General features: G+C 41.1%; 16 protein-coding genes. 14 read left to right on the top strand and 2 right to left on the bottom strand.

All coding sequences use genetic code 11. The features are described 5' to 3' along the window. Nucleotides 1-4: 4 nt before the first annotated feature. Together D7V92_RS12070 and D7V92_RS12065 are read right to left on the bottom strand one after the other, a co-directional pair. On the bottom strand, nucleotides 5-559 hold the full coding sequence (locus D7V92_RS12070) for a DUF4468 domain-containing protein (protein ID WP_005859247.1): 555 nt from the start codon (nucleotides 557-559) through the stop codon (nucleotides 5-7). Between the two features lie 20 nt (nucleotides 560-579). Next, nucleotides 580-1,554, bottom strand: coding sequence for a DUF4468 domain-containing protein (locus D7V92_RS12065; protein ID WP_057316376.1), 975 nt, complete (start codon nucleotides 1,552-1,554; stop codon nucleotides 580-582). A 172-nt stretch (nucleotides 1,555-1,726) separates the two neighbouring features. On the opposite strand from D7V92_RS12065, the gene secDF reads away from it, so the two are divergent. From secDF to D7V92_RS11995, 14 genes are all read left to right on the top strand, one after another. After that, nucleotides 1,727-4,726, top strand: coding sequence for a protein translocase subunit SecDF (secDF, locus tag D7V92_RS12060; RefSeq protein ID WP_121772967.1), 3,000 nt, complete (start codon nucleotides 1,727-1,729; stop codon nucleotides 4,724-4,726). 98 nt (nucleotides 4,727-4,824) lie between these two features. Continuing rightward, on the top strand, nucleotides 4,825-5,757 hold the full coding sequence (locus D7V92_RS12055; RefSeq protein ID WP_022192007.1) for a site-specific integrase: 933 nt from the start codon (nucleotides 4,825-4,827) through the stop codon (nucleotides 5,755-5,757). A gap of 500 nt (nucleotides 5,758-6,257) precedes the next feature. Then, entirely contained in the window at nucleotides 6,258-7,355 is a 1,098-nt protein-coding gene (locus D7V92_RS12050) for a transcriptional regulator (RefSeq protein WP_087342275.1), read from the top strand. A gap of 13 nt (nucleotides 7,356-7,368) precedes the next feature. After that, nucleotides 7,369-7,758: a hypothetical protein gene (locus tag D7V92_RS12045; RefSeq protein WP_087342278.1), complete on the top strand. Its 390-nt coding sequence runs from the start codon at nucleotides 7,369-7,371 to the stop codon at nucleotides 7,756-7,758. 75 nt (nucleotides 7,759-7,833) lie between these two features. After that, on the top strand, nucleotides 7,834-8,148 hold the full coding sequence (locus D7V92_RS12040; RefSeq protein WP_121772966.1) for a hypothetical protein: 315 nt from the start codon (nucleotides 7,834-7,836) through the stop codon (nucleotides 8,146-8,148). Nucleotides 8,149-8,209: 61 nt separating this feature from the next. Continuing rightward, entirely contained in the window at nucleotides 8,210-8,446 is a 237-nt protein-coding gene (locus D7V92_RS12035) for a hypothetical protein (RefSeq protein ID WP_121772965.1), read from the top strand. Continuing rightward, nucleotides 8,443-10,377, top strand: coding sequence for a nucleoside-diphosphate sugar epimerase/dehydratase (locus D7V92_RS12030; RefSeq protein ID WP_121772964.1), 1,935 nt, complete (start codon nucleotides 8,443-8,445; stop codon nucleotides 10,375-10,377). The genes D7V92_RS12035 and D7V92_RS12030 overlap by 4 nt, the downstream gene beginning before the upstream one ends. Nucleotides 10,378-10,776: 399 nt before the next feature. After that, nucleotides 10,777-12,210, top strand: a complete 1,434-nt coding sequence (locus D7V92_RS12025; RefSeq protein ID WP_121772963.1) for a lipopolysaccharide biosynthesis protein — start codon at nucleotides 10,777-10,779, stop codon at nucleotides 12,208-12,210. A gap of 36 nt (nucleotides 12,211-12,246) precedes the next feature. Continuing rightward, entirely contained in the window at nucleotides 12,247-13,359 is a 1,113-nt protein-coding gene (locus D7V92_RS12020; protein ID WP_121772962.1) for a DegT/DnrJ/EryC1/StrS aminotransferase family protein, read from the top strand. A gap of 2 nt (nucleotides 13,360-13,361) precedes the next feature. Continuing rightward, nucleotides 13,362-14,570 carry an ATP-grasp domain-containing protein gene (locus D7V92_RS12015; RefSeq protein ID WP_121772961.1) on the top strand — a complete coding sequence of 403 codons (1,209 nt, stop codon included), beginning with the start codon at nucleotides 13,362-13,364 and terminating at the stop codon, nucleotides 14,568-14,570. Then, nucleotides 14,546-15,520: a hypothetical protein gene (locus D7V92_RS12010; protein WP_121772960.1), complete on the top strand. Its 975-nt coding sequence runs from the start codon at nucleotides 14,546-14,548 to the stop codon at nucleotides 15,518-15,520. Before D7V92_RS12015 ends, D7V92_RS12010 begins: the two co-directional genes overlap by 25 nt. A gap of 3 nt (nucleotides 15,521-15,523) precedes the next feature. Next, nucleotides 15,524-16,126: a GNAT family N-acetyltransferase gene (locus D7V92_RS12005; protein ID WP_121772959.1), complete on the top strand. Its 603-nt coding sequence runs from the start codon at nucleotides 15,524-15,526 to the stop codon at nucleotides 16,124-16,126. Then, nucleotides 16,113-17,282, top strand: a complete 1,170-nt coding sequence (locus D7V92_RS12000) for a serine hydrolase (RefSeq protein WP_158598887.1) — start codon at nucleotides 16,113-16,115, stop codon at nucleotides 17,280-17,282. The genes D7V92_RS12005 and D7V92_RS12000 overlap by 14 nt, the downstream gene beginning before the upstream one ends. After that, on the top strand, nucleotides 17,279-18,517 hold the full coding sequence (locus D7V92_RS11995; RefSeq protein ID WP_121772957.1) for a hypothetical protein: 1,239 nt from the start codon (nucleotides 17,279-17,281) through the stop codon (nucleotides 18,515-18,517). Before D7V92_RS12000 ends, D7V92_RS11995 begins: the two co-directional genes overlap by 4 nt. The last annotated feature ends 78 nt before the right edge of the window (nucleotides 18,518-18,595 follow it).

Below are 18,595 nucleotides of genomic sequence, written 5' to 3'. Positions count from 1 at the left end.
TTCATCACTCGGATTCTGCGTTCTGCGCAGCGTCAAATACGTCGGCGAACAAGTTCTCGACAAAGAAGAAGGTAGCGTTACAGAATAGCTTAGGATCTTTGATCAGCGCTATCGTATTGCTATCCCCATTATTGGCGATTACATCTTCCGCTTTATAGGTCTTGTACTTTTTATCGTTTAGCGGATCATATTGATATACGATATCGCTCGCCTCGATCGTGTACCGGTTGTCGAAGCAGGTGATACGCATTTTATATTTAATGATAGTCTTGTCTGTATCATTCAACAATAATTCAACCTTAGAGCTTACGAAGATGGTCCCTTTGTTCTTGTTCGAGTTTACGTTGGATAAGAAGACATCTTTTCCATAAGATTTCTTAGCCCATGCGTTAATAGCGTTGAATATTTCTAGTTTAGAGGTATTCTCGATCTCTACATCATCGCTATAGCATACCTTCCCGTTTTTCATGGGGGCGCATTCGTCTACCTCGCCTTTATGCCCCTGCGCCATGACTAGCACAGGGAACATCATATATATTAATAATAGAATCTTTTTCATAAATGCAACTCTCTTTTTCGTTATTTGATCCATACATTCGTAATCTCGCCGATTAACATCGTTTGCTGTCCTTCGGAGGTCTCGCCTTGTTTACGGCACTCGATAATAATCCATGGCGCATCGGCAGATGTGCCGGGCTTGGAGAAGGATAATCGATATACATCGTTATTGCCAATCGCTTTATAAGCAGGACTATCTTTGGATATGGAGATTGTACTGATCGTTTTACCGAACATATTGCCTATGCCTTTCCATTCAACGTTTGCGTCGGTCGTATTTCCTTTTACGGCTTTGATTTGTAAAGCGTTGTCCGGTAACATTTGGAGGATCGTGCTAGGTATTTTGTCAGCTTGGAACGCTACGAAACCTTCCATCGGTGCCACAGCTCGTGTTTCCCGTTGCGGAGCGGATACTGGTTCTACCGGTGCGGTTGTCAGCAACTGTGCGCCTAATGTGTTGGTTGCGCTATCGAACGTCTTGTCTGCGAAGTCAATCGTGGCCTTACGGAACTTACCGCTGATACGGTTCAATTTCGTCTTGCTCTTATTCAAGGCATACTCGTCCGTGATCCATTCCTCGGCTAGGTATTTCTCCGGCTCGTTCTGGTAAGACACGTTATATTCATATCGGATGCCCGCAAGTTGCAGGGTACAAGCATGTTCCTTACATTCAATGATAATACGGTATTTCATCATCGCCCGATCGAGGGATAAGGCTGTGCTGGAGAATACTATATATTCTTCTCCGATAATGGCGATCTCGCCTTTTGCCTCATTTTGATAAGCTACTCTACTTTCCTTTGTGTTAAAATTTTCTTGTCCCCATTTTAATAGTTGTTGGTAGATTTGTGCCTTGCTTAAAGAGGGGGCATTAATCTCTCGGGTAAAAACGACTTTACCGTCTGCAACCGGAACGGCCCCTGCCAGATAGTGTTGATCCTCTTGCGCGAATAGCAGGGCGGGGATAAATAACAGAGCGAATAATAACTGTTTCATGGTATATTTTCCTTATTATTTTAGCCCCAAAGATATACATTTGCGTTTGAAATAAACTATGAGCGTGACAAATAATTATACTAATTGCTCTTTATCAAAGAAAAAAAGTCTATATTTGCACCCTGTGAAAAAACGAATATAAATAATGTAATAACATAAACCTAAGATTCAGATGCAAAACAAAGGATTTGTAAAGGTCTTCGCGGTGTTACTTACGCTTGTCTGTTTGTTCTATTTGTCGTTCTCGTTCGTGACGCAACATTACAACAGTAAAGCCGCTGAGTATGCGGGTGGAGATCCTGCGAAAGAGAGTGCTTATTTAGACTCACTATCTACTCAGAAGGTATGGTTAGGCTATACGCTTAAGCAATGCCGTGAAATGGAAATTAGTTTAGGTCTTGACTTAAAGGGCGGTATGAACGTTGTCCTTGAGTTGAACGTGGCGGATGTAATCCGTTCGTTGTCTAACAACAACCAAGACGAGAATTTCAACAAGGCGTTGGATTTAGCTTATGCGCATCAAGCGACTAGCCAAAAAGATTTCATCGACCTTTTCGCTGAGGAGTATAAGAAGTTAGATAGCGGCGCACGTCTTTCCGCTATTTTCAGTACATTCGAGTTAAAAGATAAAATCACGCCCCAGAGCTCAGACGCTCAGGTTGTTTCTGTTTTGAAACAAGAGTTGCAGAGTGCGATTGATAACTCATTCAACGTATTGCGTACTCGTATCGACCGTTTCGGTGTGGTTTCTCCGAACATCCAACGTTTGGAGACAGCGGGTCGTATCTTGGTTGAGTTGCCGGGTGTGAAAGAACCGGAACGTGTTCGTAAGTTGCTTCAAGGTAGCGCTAACTTGGAATTCTGGGAAACTTATAAGTTACCGGAAATCTATCAACAATTGGTTGCCGCTGATAATGTGTTGGCTACTATCCTAAGTAAGGAGGCTTCCGCTGATTCTGTAGCTACCGATAATGTTGAGAAAATCGCTGATGCCGCTGATGCGAATGTAAGTGAGGCCGATTCTTTGTTGGCTGAGCTTGGTCAAGATAAAAAAGATACGGAAGCTAATCAAAGCATGGAAGAGTTCGCTAAGCAACATCCATTATTTGCTTTATTGCAGATTAGCCAGTACAACGGTCAGTTGTCTCCGGGTTCGACGGTAGGTATCGCTCAAGCAAAAGATATGGAGAAGATCAGCGAATACCTGAACATGAAACAAGTGAAAGAGGTATTGCCTCGTAACTTGGCTTTAAAATGGGGTGTAAAGGCGATCGATGATAAAGAGCAGTTCTTTGAGTTATATGCCTTGAAGGTAACGAACCGTGACGGAAGTCCCGCTTTAGGTGGTGACGTAGTAACAGATGCTAACGCTGACTTTATGCAACAAGCCGGTCGTTCAGAGCAAATGGTTAACATGGTTATGAATGCCGAAGGCTCTAAGGCTTGGGCTCGTTTGACGAAAGAGAATATCGGTCGCCAGATCGCTATCGTTTTGGATGAGATGGTTTATTCCGCTCCGAACGTAAACGATGAGATCACGGGAGGTCGTTCACAAATCACCGGTCACTTTACACCGGAAGAGGCGAAGGACTTAGCGAACGTATTGAAATCGGGTAAGATGGCTGCTTCCGTACATATCGTTCAAGAAGACGTCGTTGGTCCGTCATTAGGACAAGAGGCTATCAATGCCGGTGTGATCTCTTTCGTGTTGGCATTGGTGTTGTTGATGATCTATATGTGCGCATTCTATGGATTGGTACCGGGATTGATCGCCGATGGTGCTTTGGTATTGAACATTTTCTTCACGATGGGTATCCTTGCTTCTTTCCAAGCGGTTCTTACCTTGCCGGGTATTGCCGGTATGGTGTTGACGCTAGGTATGGCAGTCGATGCTAACGTATTGATATATGAGCGTACGAAAGAGGAACTTCGTGCCGGTAAGTCTTTAGGAAAGGCTATCGCCGACGGTTACAGCAATGCGTTCTCCGCTATCTTCGACTCAAACTTGACATCTATCATTACCGGTATCGTATTGTTCTATTTCGGTACGGGTCCTATCCGTGGTTTCGCTACGACGATGATCATCGGTTTGTTCGCTTCATTCCTTACAGCCGTGTTCTTGACTCGTATCGTTTATGAGGCATTGTTAGCGAAAGATAAATTGAAGAACGTGACATTCACGACTTCTATTACGAAAGACTTGTTGACAAACCCGAAGATCAATTTCTTGGGTGCTCGCAAAGTCGGTTATTTGATTCCGGCCGCTATTATCGTATTGGGTGCTATTTCCATGATGACGATCGGTTTGAATAACGGTATCGATTTCACGGGTGGACGTAACTACGTGATTCGTTTTAATCAAGAGGTGAAGACTGACGATGTTCGTAATATGCTGGATGCTCAGTTAGACGGTTCTGTTAGTGTTATCCAGATCGGTACAGCAGATCAAGTACGTGTGTCTACCAACTATAAGATCGATGATAACGATCCTACGGTAGATCAAGAGATCGAGAATAAATTGTTTGAGGGCGTGAAATCCTTACTTCCGGAAGGAACTACATTAGATGAGTTCACGACTACTTTCATTCAGAGTTCGCAGAAGGTGGGTCCTAGCATGGCAGACGATATCAAGAATAGCGCTATCTTAGCGGTAATCTTCGCCATGATCTGTATGGCCGCTTATATCCTGCTTCGTTTCCGTGATGTGTCATTCTCTGTGGGTGCGTTCGCCTCTGTTGCTACGACTACATTGTGTATCATTTCTTTCTATACCTTGTTATGGAAGGTTCTTCCGTTCTCAATGGAGGTAGACCAGACGTTTATCGCAGCTATCTTGACGATTATCGGTTACTCTATCAATGATACCGTGGTTGTATTCGACCGTATCCGCGAGACGATCGCTTTGTATCCGAAGCGTGATCGTTATCAAGTGATCAATGATGCGTTGAACTCTACCTTGTGTCGTACATTTAATACATCATTGACTACGTTGGTGGTTGTATTGTGTATCTTCATCTTGGGCGGTAGCACGATCCGAAGCTTTACGTTCGCTATCTTATTAGGTATCATTATCGGTACATACTCTACTTTGTTCGTCGCTACTCCGATCGCTTACGAGTTGCAGAAGAAGAAGATCAATAAGAAAGCTGCTGCTGAGAAAGCCGGAAAATAATATATTTCTTTAAGGATTTTATGAAGATCCTCTATCTTTCCTGTGTAAACGGAGAGATAGAGGATTTTTTTATGTATTAATTCTTAAGGAGATAAAGTATGAATGAGAATGATTTTGTGGTGGGTGTACTTACGTATATCACCTGCCTGCGTGAGAAAAAGCGTTATTCCACGGCGAAGAGTTATCAAGATGCGTTGAGATCGTTTAAATGTTTTTGTGGCCGGGAAGAGATTCCTTATGCGTATATTAATCGGGATACACTTTTGCGTTATCAATCTTGGCTGTTGGCCAAGGGATGTGCTCGTAACACGGTATCTACTTATATGCGCCGGATTCGTCACATCTATAATTTAGCGGTAGAGGTGGGTGAGGCTGCCTATATCCCTCATTTGTTTAAGAATGTGTTTACGGGGGTTGAGAGTAAACGTAAAAAGGCGTTGCCTTCGGAAAGCCTGCGCTTGCTGATGACAAGCCCAGTGACAGATCCGCAACAGAAGAGGACTCAATCAGCCTTTTGCCTGATGTTTTTGTTTTGCGGGATGGCTTTCGTAGATTTGGCGCATTTGCGAAAGGAGGATATCAAGGAAGGGATCTTGTCTTATTATCGGCAGAAAAGCGGATCCCTTATACAGGTGGAGATCCCAGCGGAGGCACAAGGGCTGCTGAATGAGTTGGCAGCCGATACAACCGAGGATTCGCCCTATCTGTTTCCATTTTTAGAGGGAATGAAGACCGGTGAGGATGCCTACAAGGAATATAATACCGTATTAGGAGGTTTTAACCGCAGATTGAAAACACTGTCGGAATCCATCGGTATTCGTACTCGGGTTACCTCATACACGATTCGTCACTCTTTCGCCACGACCTTGAAGGAGCAAAACGTACCGATTGAGATGATCAGTGAACTGTTAGGGCATAAATCTATCAAGACTACGCAAATATACTTGAAGAGTTTCTCTTTAGAAAAGCTCTCGACCGTAAACAAACTTTGTTTCGAGAGTGTGTATAATTATGCGCCGAAAGTAGGGTGAAGAAAAGTACGCTACTTGGCGAGTAGCGTTCATTTCATGCCGCAAATGTAGTAAAAAATAACATAACACAAGCAAACATTAGGCTTTGTTTGTGTTTCAACCTTGATTCTCTTTAAATCTTCGTTCTTATTTCTGATGTATAGACATGGCAATAGAAACGAAATGGCCTCGTATTCCCGAAATCATCACGTTATCCGAAGTAAATTCTACATACATCATATAGAGACGGAGCGTGCTCCGTCTCCCACCGCCTGATAGTAACTAAAATACCATTTTAAGGGGATGAAACGGAACACGCTCCGTCTCTACAACTAAGGAATATCCTTTCACTCCTCTTGTTAAGGCTACTCGCCAAGTAGCAGTCAGTTTGGCTACTCGCCAAGTAGCATGAGTATTGAAGGGATGCAAATTTTCAGTAATTCCTTTTTGTTTTCATGTAAGTATTTATTTATCAGGATATTACGATGATATCTTGATAAGGCTCTGAATTATCTTCCTCAATGAATATCATGACAAGTAATAGCTCTGATAGAGCTATGAAGCATATACGCAATCGCCGTAGTCAGGAGGCTGTACGCTGGTACGTATTGACACTTCCTACCGCTGTTGGGGGACGTGATAATATCTATTCGTCAAAAGGATTAGATGCCGAGCTTTCCCGTCGTAAACGTTGTGGGGAACCCTTGTTCGAGTACTTTGCCCCCTCGTATGTCGAGGCTCGCAAGGTGGGAGGCAAGATGGTCAATACGAGGAAGCCTCTTTTATACAACTATGTGTTTATCCATGCTTCGGAGAATGAGATTTTCCGTTTGAAACGTATCATGCCCTTATATAATCTTCTTCCTCGGGTATCCGTGGGCGAACACTCTTATTTCCCTTACCTGTCAGATCATGAGATGGAGACCTTACGCTGGATGGCAGAATCTTACTCCAATGAGCTTCCGGTGTACGTACCGGATAGCGGTCGCTTGCTGAAAGGTGACCGTGTACGTATCACCTCGGGTTCTTTCATGGGGATGGAGGCTGAGGTGGTGGTGCAACCGGGTGGAGGTCATAAGGATGTCATGGTACGTATCCTTGACTGTATGTGGGTTCCTCTATTTGAGGTAAGGCAAGGCGAGTATGAGCTGATTGAGTTGAATACGAAAGGCAAGCACGTTTATACCCATTTGGATAACGATCGTTTATCGGAAGGTATGCACAAGGCGTTGGGGCGTTATTATCTCTCGGGCAAATTGGGAAAGGAAGACGAACTTCTGGTTCGTGAGGTGCTGAAGGGCTATGCTTCCCTTCGTGTGGAGACCGACGTGATGCGTTGCAAGGTTTACTCATTACTCCTTCCGGCCTATAAGCTGTTGGATCAGGAAGAGGAGTTTGAACGCTTGTATTCCACCCTACGCAATATGCTTCCATTGGTTAAGGCAGTGAATTCTCGTGCCTTGCTGCTCGTCACGCTTTACGGCTGCACGAATAGCAACCTGTATTACCGTATGGCGCATGAGCTGGTAGATCCCTGGCGTGATGACCCTTCGCCTAAGAGAAGCAAGGCGTTGTTGATACAGCGTTTACACGATTACGATATTTGGCTAAAACATTAAATAGTAGACTGTCATGAGCAAGGAAAGCGAAACTCCTTCCGGTATCCGTTTGATGCTATTGCTGAAAGAACATTTGAGAGAGATCATGAATCGTGAGTGTGCGAATCAGGCCTCGATCCATTTATATTGTACGGGATCTTATTGGGTTGCGTTCGAACGTTCCGCTTATCAATTGCGTCGTGCCTTTCCGGATAGTGAGATCACGCCGATGCGCCTGTACGCTTATCCTTTTCCGGTTGTCATGGTTTCCGTAACGGATCGATCACTTCGTTTGTATGAACGAAAACATATAGCTAAGCAGAACGGGGCGGATTACAAGTTATTAACTGTACCTGAACTCTCCGCTCCCGCCTACCAAGCGTGGCATACGAGGGAGGTGAAGGGACTCCCTGCGTTAAACTAACGATTGATATTGGTTGACAGAATGTTGACTGCTAGAGGATATAATCGGCAGAATACGGGGCAAAGCGAGTAAGACATGGAAGAGAAAGTATCCGGTGGACAGGAACTCTCGCCGGAGGCGAAACGTCTGTTTGCCTATATAAATAATGTAGAGGAACTCACGGTGTTTCTAACTCGCCTATCCGGTTGTACCACTGCTGCGGAGTTGGCGTTAGTTGTGGTTAGTATGGTGGAGAACAAGATCGGAGTCAGCAAGGAACTGATGGTACGAGAAAGTTTTATCAAGTTACTCTTACCGTTTACTCCGGGAATCACGAGTGGGCGGTCTATCGATAACATCCGTGCCCGTATCAATGACGCATGGGCGAGAAGACCTAAAAAAGTATGTTAGCTGACTTGCGCTACACACCTAAGATACTTTGGAATAATAACCTTAAAGAAAAAATTACGATATGACAGAAAACCATGAGCGGGCGGAACAAGCACGTTTCGTCTTCCATATCTACGGTTGCAATGTGCAGATCCTGCCCAATGCAATCCATGCGATCCAAATCATCCACCAAGGTGATGGTACGATCTTGCGGACGGAAAGCTGTATTACGCCCGCCGCTTCGGGACGCCACGAGTCACAGGCGCCGCCGTTGGGAAAAGTTAGGGCACTGAATATAAAACAAACAAAATACAAATGATGGATTTTCATAAGGGCAGATGGCGATTGGCCTTAGGCCGTCTGGTGAATTTGCGGTATATCAACCGTTGGATCATTTTTAGTGCGGACCTTTTCGTTTCGCTCTCCGTGTCGTTGCTGGGCGTACTAGGAATGTTCTCCATTCTGCATATACGTATAGGAGAGTCTGATGTGCTGAAAGTAGGCCTCTCCTCATTTGTGGGCAGTATCGTTTCGTTCTTGCTGTTCAAAGCATATCATGGGGTTATTCGCCATTCCACGCTGCGTGGCTTGTGGCGGATCGGTGGTGCTGCGATCGGCAAGTCGCTCTTAATGTTCCTGCTGCTTTGGCTGTTGAAAGCCCGTTTCAGCCCTTCTATCTATTGGTTGGGTGGAATCATGGACAGTACGTTGACGATCGTGATGTTGGTCACGTTGCGTGTCTTCGTGATCAATGTCTATAACAGCGTCCTCCTGCAACTCGGCAAGAAACGCAAGCGGGTACTGGTCTTTGGCACGGAGGAGGAGAGCGTGATGATCGCCACATCGGCGAACCGTCAGGTATTCATGCAGAATTATAGCATCATGGGCTTCCTTTCCTTTGGCAATTCCAAGAAAAGCATCCGGATCGCGGAGTTGCCAGTCTACCAGATCGAGAACGTGGAGGATCTGTATCGCTTGATCCCTCGCAACAGCTTGGATGGCGTTCTCTTCCCCAATATAAAGGTTGCCCATCAGGAGCGTGACCGTTTGATCCGTTATTGCGAGCAGGCCTCCTTGAAGACATTGGTAGTCCCGGAGATGGAGGAGCTACGTGGAGGTGAGGCGAAGCGTTCGGTCCGTGAGATCCGTATCGAGGATTTGTTGGGTCGTGAGGAGATCCATATTAATCTGGATGAGATCGGCAATCTGTTGGAAGGGAAGACCGTGCTTGTCACGGGAGCTGCCGGTAGTATTGGTAGCGAGATCTGTCGCCAGCTGGCTCATTTCCCGATTAAGAAGTTGGTTTGCTTCGACTCCGCTGAGACCCCGATGCATAATCTCCGTCTGGAATTGGAAGAGAAATACAAGGGACTAAACTTTGTCCCAGTAATCGGCGATGTCCGTAGCCCGGACCGTGTGGATTATGTGTTCCGCAACTGGCCCCCCCAAGTGGTGTTCCATGCGGCGGCCTATAAGCATGTCCCCTTAATGGAAGAGAACCCCTGCGAGGCGATCCGAACAAACGTGTTCGGTACTCGTGTGATGGCGGATGCCGCTGTAAGCTATGGTGTGGAGAAATTTGTGATGATCAGTACGGATAAGGCGGTGAACCCCACGAACATCATGGGCTGTAGCAAGCGCTTGGCTGAAATCTATGTACAGAGTCTGAGTCTTGCGATCGAGCGAGGAGAGGTGAAAGGCGAGACGCGTTTCATTACGACCCGCTTTGGCAATGTCTTAGGTAGTAATGGTTCGGTTATCCCCCGTTTCCGTGAACAAATCGCTCAAGGAGGCCCAGTGACGGTCACCCATCCCGATATTATCCGTTACTTCATGACCATCCCGGAGGCTTGTCGTCTGGTATTAGAGGCCGGTACGATGGGTAAGGGCGGTGAGATCTTTATCTTCGACATGGGAGAGCCGGTGAAGATAGCGGATTTGGCGAAGCGCATGATTGAACTGTCCGGATTGCAGGTAAACAAGGATATCGAGATCAAGTACACAGGTCTCCGCCCCGGTGAGAAATTGTATGAAGAGTTACTGAATAATAAGGAGAACACGAAAGAGACCCCTCACGAGAAGATTCGGGTGGCGGCGGTTCGTGAGTATATCTATAAGGATGTAGTAGAACATATTAATAGATTAACCGAATTGTCTCTCCGTGTCCAGATCCTCTCGATGGTGAGGGAGATGAAAGCCTTCGTGCCTGAGTTCAAGAGCCAGAACTCCCGGTTTGAGGAGTTGGATTGAATGTATTCGTAGGAGTGTCATCCCCTCGTGTCATGGTGAACTAGTCGCCTTCTATCCTATCGGTTGATTATCTATGTGGAACAAGATCCATCCGCATGTTTATCTATGAAGAGGGTACTGTGGAGTAAGGAAAACTTCTTGAGGAGTCTTGTAAATTATAGTGGAGGTATGTAAGAGGATCAAAAAACGGTTTATAGGAACGAGCGGTTAAATTATAAGGTAACTCAGCCTAGGATTTCAATGGATCACATTGACTACTAGCTAATATTAAAATTAGAATTAATTATTAACATAACTCGATTTAGGGTATTGCAAAGTACTTTTGTATGTATATTGGGTACGTTATAAAAACTTGTTTCTTTAGGGCTTAACAGGTCTAAAGTGACTGCTTATATTTTAATGTCTGAATCTCTTAAATATAAAACAATTAAGGGCTTTATTTGGAGTGCTGTCGAACGTTTTTCTGTTCAAGGTGTACAGTTTTTGATCATGATTGTGATGGCTCGATTGTTATCTCCGAAGGATTATGGTTTGGTTGGAATGCTGACTATATTTATCGCTGTTTCTCAGTCTTTGATAGATAGTGGTTTTTCTCAGGCATTGATCCGGAAACAGAATCGCAAGGAAACAGATAATTCTACTGTTTTTTATTTCAATGTTGTGGTTGGTTTTTTACTTTATGGGATGTTATTCTTCATGGCTCCTTTTGTTGCTGATTTTTACGATACCCCGGAGTTAACCAACTTGATGCGTATTATTTGTATCAGTATTTTATTTAATTCTTTTGCGGTTGTTCAGCGAGCTTTATTGACGATTCGTATTGATTTTAAGACACAAGCTAAGGCTAGTTTTACCGCTGCTATTCTTTCGGGAATAGTAGGTATAAGTATGGCTTATGCTGGTTATGGCTATTGGTCTATTGTGGTACAACAATTGACTGATTTAGGTATTAATACTTTACTTTTGTGGTCACTTACTCAATGGAGACCTAAATGGGTTTATTCTTGGCATTCTTTTTGCGAATTATTTACCTTTGGATCTAAGTTAATGTGTTCTGGTTTATTGGATGTCGTGTATCGGAATATGTATTTGTTGGTTATAGGTAAGGTTTTTAATGCTTCTTCGTTAGGATATTATACCCGTGCCCATCAGTTTGCGGCGTTCCCCTCATCTAATTTGACAGGAATCTTGCAACGTGTTACTTATCCGGTTCTCTGCCAGATACAAGATGATGACGAACGATTGGCATTGATTTATCGCCGTTTTTTGCGTATTTCCGCATTCTTGATATTTCCTTTGCTGATGGGACTCTCTGCCTTGTCAAAGCCTTTGGTGTTATTATTGTTGAAAGAACAATGGCTATTTGCTGCGACCTTGTTGCAAATTATTTGTTTTTCCATGATGTGGTATCCTATACATGCTATTAACCTGAACTTATTACAAGTAAAGGGGCGTTCAGATCTTTTCTTGAAATTGGAGATCGTTAAGAAGATGGTGGCAGTATTGGTGTTATGTGTCACTGTTCCCATAGGATTGGTACCAATGTGTGTAGGACAGATAATGACTTCTGTTATTTGTTTGGTTATCAATACACATTATACAGGTAAGTTGATACAGGTGGGTTTTCTATGCCAGATGCGAGACTTATTCCCTATATTATTACTTTCCTTTAGTATGTGGATAGTGATTTATTTTTTTAGCACAATCTTGTTAAATAATCTCATTCAGTTGTTCGTAGGCGTAATGGTTGGAACCATCTATTATATGGCTGTTTCTTATCTATTTCGTTTTCCAGAGTTAGATGAACTACTTACCATTATCTACAGGAGATAATGTGATTTCAAGCCATAAACTAAGAAATATATATAAATGAAATCAAATGAATTGATTACGGTGACCTCCCCGTTGTTACCTGATCTTGATGGGTTTTACGAACTGTTGAAAGATATTTGGAAACGAAAATGGATCACGAACAATGGCTATTATCACCAAGAATTAGAAAAGGCTCTTTGTGAGTATTTGAAAGTACCATACATAAGCTTATTCACGAACGGTACTCTTCCATTGATAACAGCCTTGCAAGCGTTTCGCATCACGGGTGAGGTCATTACTACGCCTTACAGCTTTGTGGCTACCACCCATTCCCTTTGGTGGAACGGTATCAAGCCTGTATTTGTGGATATTGATCCATCTACGGGAAATATAGATCCTGACAAGATAGAGGTTGCCATCACACCTAAGACGACAGCCATTATGCCGGTTCATGTATACGGTAAGCCTTGTGATACGAGACGTATTCAAGAGGTTGCGGATAAGTACGGGTTGAAGGTCATATATGATGCCGCCCATGCCTTTGGTGTGGAGGTGAATGGTGAAGGTATTCTTAATGCGGGTGATATGTCCACATTGAGTTTTCATGCTACCAAGGTATACAACACGATAGAGGGGGGGGCTTTGGTAATGCACGATGCTCAGACCAAGAAGCGTGTCGACTATCTAAAAAATTTTGGTTTTGCAGGAGAAACGGAGGTGGTAGCCCCTGGTATCAATAGCAAAATGGATGAGGTGCGTTCCGCTTACGGTTTACTGAATTTGCGTCAGGTAGATCAAGCGATAGAGGCTCGTCATCAAGTTGCCATAAAGTATCGAGAGGCTTTGCGTGAAGTAGAGGGGATTACTTTCTTTGAAGATATGCCAGGTGTGAAGCACAACTATTCTTATTTTCCTATTTTCGTAGATGAAAAGAAATATGGGATGAGTCGTGATGAACTCTATTTCAAGTTGAAGGAACGAGGGATATTAGGTCGTCGTTATTTCTATCCGCTTATCAGTACGTTTACGACTTATAGGGGATTGGAAAGTGCCAATCCTAATAATCTGCCAAATGCGCATAAGATGGCTGAGGAGGTAATATGCTTGCCGATGTATCATGCGTTGAGCGAAGAGGATGTGGAGAGGATAATCGAACAAATAATCAAATAGTTATGATACAGAAGAAACTATTATTATTAGGAGGATTGCGTTATTTGTTGCCTGTGATTGAGGCAGCTCATAAGCAAGGTTATTATGTGATTACTTGCGATTATATGCCTGATAACGTAGCCCACCAATACGCTGATGAATACCATAATGTGAGTATTATAGACAAGGAGTCCGTTCTTAGGCTATCAAAGGAGTTGAGTATTGATGGCATTATGTCTTTTGCCGTGGATCCGGGTGTGATGACTGCCGCATATGTACAAGAACAAATGGGATTACCTGCTTTTGGCCCGTATGAGTCGGTTTGTATTTTGCAGAATAAAGATTGTTTTCGGAGTTTCTTGGCTGAGCATGATTTTAATGTTCCCAAAGCAAAAGGTTTTTCTTCTTTAGATGAAGCGTTGGCTGATAAAGATTGGTATCCTTGGCCTTGTATTGTAAAACCAACTGATTCAGCAGGGAGTAAAGGCGTGATGCGTGTGGATACTTTGGAAGAGTTAGAGCGTGCCTTGCGATACGCCTTTGAGCATTCGCTATCTAAAAGGGTTATTGTGGAAGAATTTATTGAAAAGCAGGGGTGTTCTTCGGATTCAGATTGTTTTTCTTTGAATGGGAAGTTGAAGTTTATATCCTTTTCCGCACAACGTTTCGATGAAAATGCGGTAGGGCCATATGTTCCCTCTGCATATTCATGGCCTTCATCTATGAATATGCAGCAGGAGACAGAATTGACATCTGAAATACAACGCTTGTTGAGCCTTTTGAAAATGCGTACCAGCATTTATAATATAGAGACGCGTGTGGGTATGAATGGTAAACCTTATATTATGGAAGTGTCTCCCCGGGGAGGAGGTAATCGATTGGCTGAAATGTTATGTTTTGCGACGGGCATGGATTTGATTACAGCCTCAGTTCGTGCGGCGGTAGGAGATGAGGTGGGTGTCATTGAACAATGTACCTATGATGGGCATTGGGCGGAGATAATACTTCATGCTGATAAGGATGGAAGTTTTGTTGGCTTAGATATAAATTCAGAATACAGGGAAAAGTATGTAAGGCAAATTGATTTGTGGGTGAAAGAGAATGATAAAGTATTGGCTTTTAAAGGAGCTAATAACGCAATAGGCACTCTTGTTCTGCAATTTGATTCTAAAGAAGAATTAGAGAAAGCATTAAAATATCAGAATGCATGGTTACAAGTGAAGGTGAATTAAAGGAGGCGATAGGAGGATATTTTGAATTAGAGTTATCAAAAGGGGAACACTATCATAAGGGGGCTCTGAGACTTAATACTGCACGTAATTGCCTTGAATATATAATGTTGGCTCGTGAATATGTAAAGGTTTATATTCCTTATTATACTTGTGAGGTGATGTTACAACCTTTTCATAAATATCATATCGCTTATGAGTTCTACCAAATTAATGAGTTTTTGGAGCCTACGGTCATAAAACCTTTACGAAAAGATGAGGCATTTTTATACACCAACTATTTTGGGGTAAAACAATCCTGTGTAAAAAAACTTTCTTCTATATATGGGAAGCGGCTAATAGTAGATAATGCACAAGCCTTTTATGCTCCACGGATAGATGGTATAGACACGTTTTACTCTCCTCGCAAGTTTTTTGGCGTGTCGGATGGTGCTTATCTTTATACGGATTGCTTACTGTCTGAAAACTTTCCACAAGATAAATCAAGTGATCGCATGCGACATTTGCTTTTAAGAATTGAAGATGGAGCAGAAAAAGGATATTCTTTTTTTAAAGAGGTGGATGATTCTTTGGATAATATGCCAATATTGAACATGTCAAATTTGACAACTGCGTTATTATGTGGTATTAACTATGACTCAGTAAAAGAAAAAAGGCGAAATAATTTCTTATATGTAGCTGAGAAACTAAATTCTTCGAATAGATATAAGTTTAAACTATTACCAGAAGAGGTACCGATGGTATATCCATATTGGTGTGAAAAGAAAGAGATTCGAAAAAGATTGTTTAACAAAAGAATATATGTTGCGCAATATTGGAAAGATATTTTGTCTTATATCCCGGCAAGTTGTATAGAACGAGATTTGGTAAATTATTTGTTGCCATTACCTATTGATCAACGTTTGTCGGCTAAAGAGATAGATTTAATAGTGGAACAAGTTTTAAATGAATAGTGTATGAATACAATATTTTTGCGAGGTCTTGAGTTAAATGATGCATTGGTTATTAATAAGTGGAGAAATAATTCTGAGATTCAGAAATTAGTTTCCACTTCTTTTAAATATGTTTCTTTAGAGATCGAAAAGGAGTGGGTGAAGTCTAAAATGATGGATAATCGGAAAGATATATATTTGGCTATATGCTTAAATGATGAGACTCAACAGATGGTTGGTTATGTATCCGTAAACGATATAAATTATATTAATCGTACGGCAGAAGGCGGTGGTATTGTTATTGATCCTATTTATCAGGACGGAATTGTCAGATATGAAGTGGGATTACTTATTCGAGAATTAGTGTTTGATCATCTCAACATCAATCGTTATGAAGGAAAATGTTTGTGTGAACATACCACTTCAAGAATAATAATGGAAGCAACTGGTTATAAATTAGAGGGTGTTCTTAGAAGTGCGGTTTATAAAGATGGTAAATATCATGATCAGTGTGTATATTCACTTTTGAGGAGTGACTATTATGATTGGATGGAGCGGAATGAATATTCTTTGGCCTCTTTTGCTAAAAAAGTCAAACTGTTGCGTGGACTTTATGAAAAATGTTAGGCTTGTAGTTTTCATCTTTTTATCTTTGATGGATATTGGGATGGGTGAACTTTTTGCAAAGAACTCTGAATCTTATCTTAACAGCCAAATTGATTCTATTTTCAAGAAAATGAAAATGACAGGATTAGGAATAGCCGTAACAAAGGAAGACTCAATAATCTATATAAAATCGTTTGGTTACCGGGATATTCCTTCTGCTGATAATGATAATATAGGAGAACCGTTAGACAATGAAGATCTATTTCGGATAGCTTCAATTTCAAAAACTTTTATAGCAACGGTTATATTACAACTTGTAGAGGAAGGTAAATTGAATTTAGATGATGATGTCCAAAATTATCTTAAGTTCCCATTGAGAAATCCACTCTTCTTTGATGATCCTATTACAATAAAGATGTTGCTTACACATACTTCAAGTGTAAATGACTCTCAAAAATATTGGTCACTTGATATTATTAATCCAAATGTTTCTAAGGAATATTTTGAATGCTATTCGAAGACAAAACCCGGCGTAGTATATAAATATTGTAATTTTAATTATCTGTTATTGGGTGCAGTCATTGAAGGTGTAACGAATAATAGGTTTGATGTGGAAATAGATCAGCGGATTATGAAGCCACTCGGCATTCATGGTGGATTTAATTGTAATGTATTGGAGTCTGAAAAATTCGTCAAATTATACCGATATGATAAAGATAAAGGAACGTTTAAAGAAGATGATGAGGCTTATCGTCCTTATAAATATCAAATTCAAGATCATTATGTTTTAGGAGAATCACTCGGCTTGGCATATCCTCCTTCTGGAATGAAAATAACGACCTCGAATCTTGCTAAATACATGATGATGCATATGCATGGAGGAATACTGAATGGTGTAAGAATACTATCAGAAGATAGTGAAAAAAGAATGCGGGATAATTACGTAGGAAAACATAATTATGGATTCTCATTTCGGCAATATCGAAATTTGATTCATGATACGATACTTTATGGGCAAACTGGTGGTGGTTTTGGTTTAAAAAGCGCCATGATTTTTGATCCGACTCATAAAATGGGTTTTGTAATCATTTCTAGTGGAAGTGCGTCTGAATATATTGATGGATATGGTGATATACATAAGCCGTTGATTCAATTATTATATTCTTTTTTTAAATGAAGAGTAGTCTTTGTTATAATAAGAAACTAAGGGTAAGTAGTGCTCTTTGGCCTTTGAGTATAGGTGTTATACTTTTGATGTATAAGTCTAATCGTATACTTTTTGTAAGACCTATCCCAGAAAGTTTAGTTTTTTTCTTAGCTTTTATTTTGTTTGTTATTTATTTTAAAGTAAATATAGGCAAACTAGTTAAAACGTCTTTGTTTAAATTTATAAGTGTTTTTCTGATTACTGTTATTTTCTGGTATGATCAGTTTATAATTGGAACATTTAGTATATTAGCCTATATTTGTACTTGTGTTAAAATTCTTGGGGCGACTGTTATTGTTCTTCTTAATGATAAGAAAAAGCAATGGATTCTTTCTTCTTTTATTTCTTGTACTCAGTTTATAGTAGCAATAGGTTTGTTTGGATGGATATTATATATTTTTAATGTATCACTTCCTCATTATATAGATTTATCTGATCCATATTATGTTCATACTATATATTATCTTTTTAATCTAAATGGATTACCAGAATTTCAAATTGTTCCAAGATTTTCTGGTTCATTCCTAGAACCAGGACATTTAGGTACTATGTGTGTATTCTTACTCTATATTAATCGATTTAATTTAAGGAAAAAAGGTAATATGGTATTGCTTATAGGAACATTGCTGTCATTTTCACTTGCTGCCTACGGTCTTTTAGTGGGAGCTATACTAATTATTTTGTATCAATATCGCAAATATTTATGGATCTCTGTATTATTGAGTATGTATCTTGGTGTTGGCTTGTTTTCCATAACCTATAATGATGGAGATAATGTTCTAAATATGGCTATTGTAAGCCGATTAGAGATGACTGATGAAGGAGAGATAGCCGGAAGTAATCGGACATCAATGGCGTTTGATTCGACTTATGAGAAATTTCTTAGAAGTAATGAAATATGGACAGGAGTTGGAAGTAAAGCTTTTGGTGTGCGAGGAGATGGGAGTGACAATGTAACGATAGGCTGTGCAAGTTATAAACGGTATTTCTTTTTAAGAGGAATAATAGGCTCTTCACTGATCGTTATATTTCTTATTCTTTATTGCTTTTATTATCATTCATCATGGAGTTGGGGTTTTTTAATAATTTATGTAGTAGCTAATTTGATTAGAGACTATCCGACAATGGAAATGTGGATGTATTTGTATTTGCTGGCAATTCCATATCTGTCAAATATACAGAAACAGCGGCTAAATATTGTGTAGTATTAATTCGTTAGGTTTCGATTTTTTGACTGTTTGTTTTTACTGTCTTTAAAGTAATGTGATTTTTTTATTTTAAGG

This window comes from Parabacteroides sp. CH2-D42-20 (genome assembly GCF_003670185.1).
Lineage (GTDB): Bacteria > Bacteroidota > Bacteroidia > Bacteroidales > Tannerellaceae > Parabacteroides > Parabacteroides distasonis.
This window is presented reverse-complemented; position numbering and strand designations above follow the sequence as displayed.

Excerpts from the sequence above, each read along its gene's own strand:
- D7V92_RS12010 (WP_121772960.1), top strand. The coding sequence starts at position 14,546 with ATGGTTACAAGTGAAGGTGAATTAAAGGAGGCGATAGGAGGATATTTT.
- D7V92_RS12040 (WP_121772966.1), top strand. The coding sequence starts at position 7,834 with ATGGAAGAGAAAGTATCCGGTGGACAGGAACTCTCGCCGGAGGCGAAA.
- D7V92_RS12050 (WP_087342275.1), top strand. The coding sequence starts at position 6,258 with ATGAATATCATGACAAGTAATAGCTCTGATAGAGCTATGAAGCATATA.
- D7V92_RS12020 (WP_121772962.1), top strand. The coding sequence starts at position 12,247 with ATGAAATCAAATGAATTGATTACGGTGACCTCCCCGTTGTTACCTGAT.
- D7V92_RS11995 (WP_121772957.1), top strand. The coding sequence starts at position 17,279 with ATGAAGAGTAGTCTTTGTTATAATAAGAAACTAAGGGTAAGTAGTGCT.
- D7V92_RS12045 (WP_087342278.1), top strand. The coding sequence starts at position 7,369 with ATGAGCAAGGAAAGCGAAACTCCTTCCGGTATCCGTTTGATGCTATTG.
- D7V92_RS12055 (WP_022192007.1), top strand. The coding sequence starts at position 4,825 with ATGAATGAGAATGATTTTGTGGTGGGTGTACTTACGTATATCACCTGC.
- D7V92_RS12025 (WP_121772963.1), top strand. The coding sequence starts at position 10,777 with ATGTCTGAATCTCTTAAATATAAAACAATTAAGGGCTTTATTTGGAGT.
- D7V92_RS12035 (WP_121772965.1), top strand. The coding sequence starts at position 8,210 with ATGACAGAAAACCATGAGCGGGCGGAACAAGCACGTTTCGTCTTCCAT.
- D7V92_RS12000 (WP_158598887.1), top strand. The coding sequence starts at position 16,113 with ATGAAAAATGTTAGGCTTGTAGTTTTCATCTTTTTATCTTTGATGGAT.
- D7V92_RS12015 (WP_121772961.1), top strand. The coding sequence starts at position 13,362 with ATGATACAGAAGAAACTATTATTATTAGGAGGATTGCGTTATTTGTTG.
- D7V92_RS12030 (WP_121772964.1), top strand. The coding sequence starts at position 8,443 with ATGATGGATTTTCATAAGGGCAGATGGCGATTGGCCTTAGGCCGTCTG.
- D7V92_RS12070 (WP_005859247.1), bottom strand. The coding sequence starts at position 559 with ATGAAAAAGATTCTATTATTAATATATATGATGTTCCCTGTGCTAGTC.
- D7V92_RS12005 (WP_121772959.1), top strand. The coding sequence starts at position 15,524 with ATGAATACAATATTTTTGCGAGGTCTTGAGTTAAATGATGCATTGGTT.
- D7V92_RS12065 (WP_057316376.1), bottom strand. The coding sequence starts at position 1,554 with ATGAAACAGTTATTATTCGCTCTGTTATTTATCCCCGCCCTGCTATTC.
- secDF (WP_121772967.1), top strand. The coding sequence starts at position 1,727 with ATGCAAAACAAAGGATTTGTAAAGGTCTTCGCGGTGTTACTTACGCTT.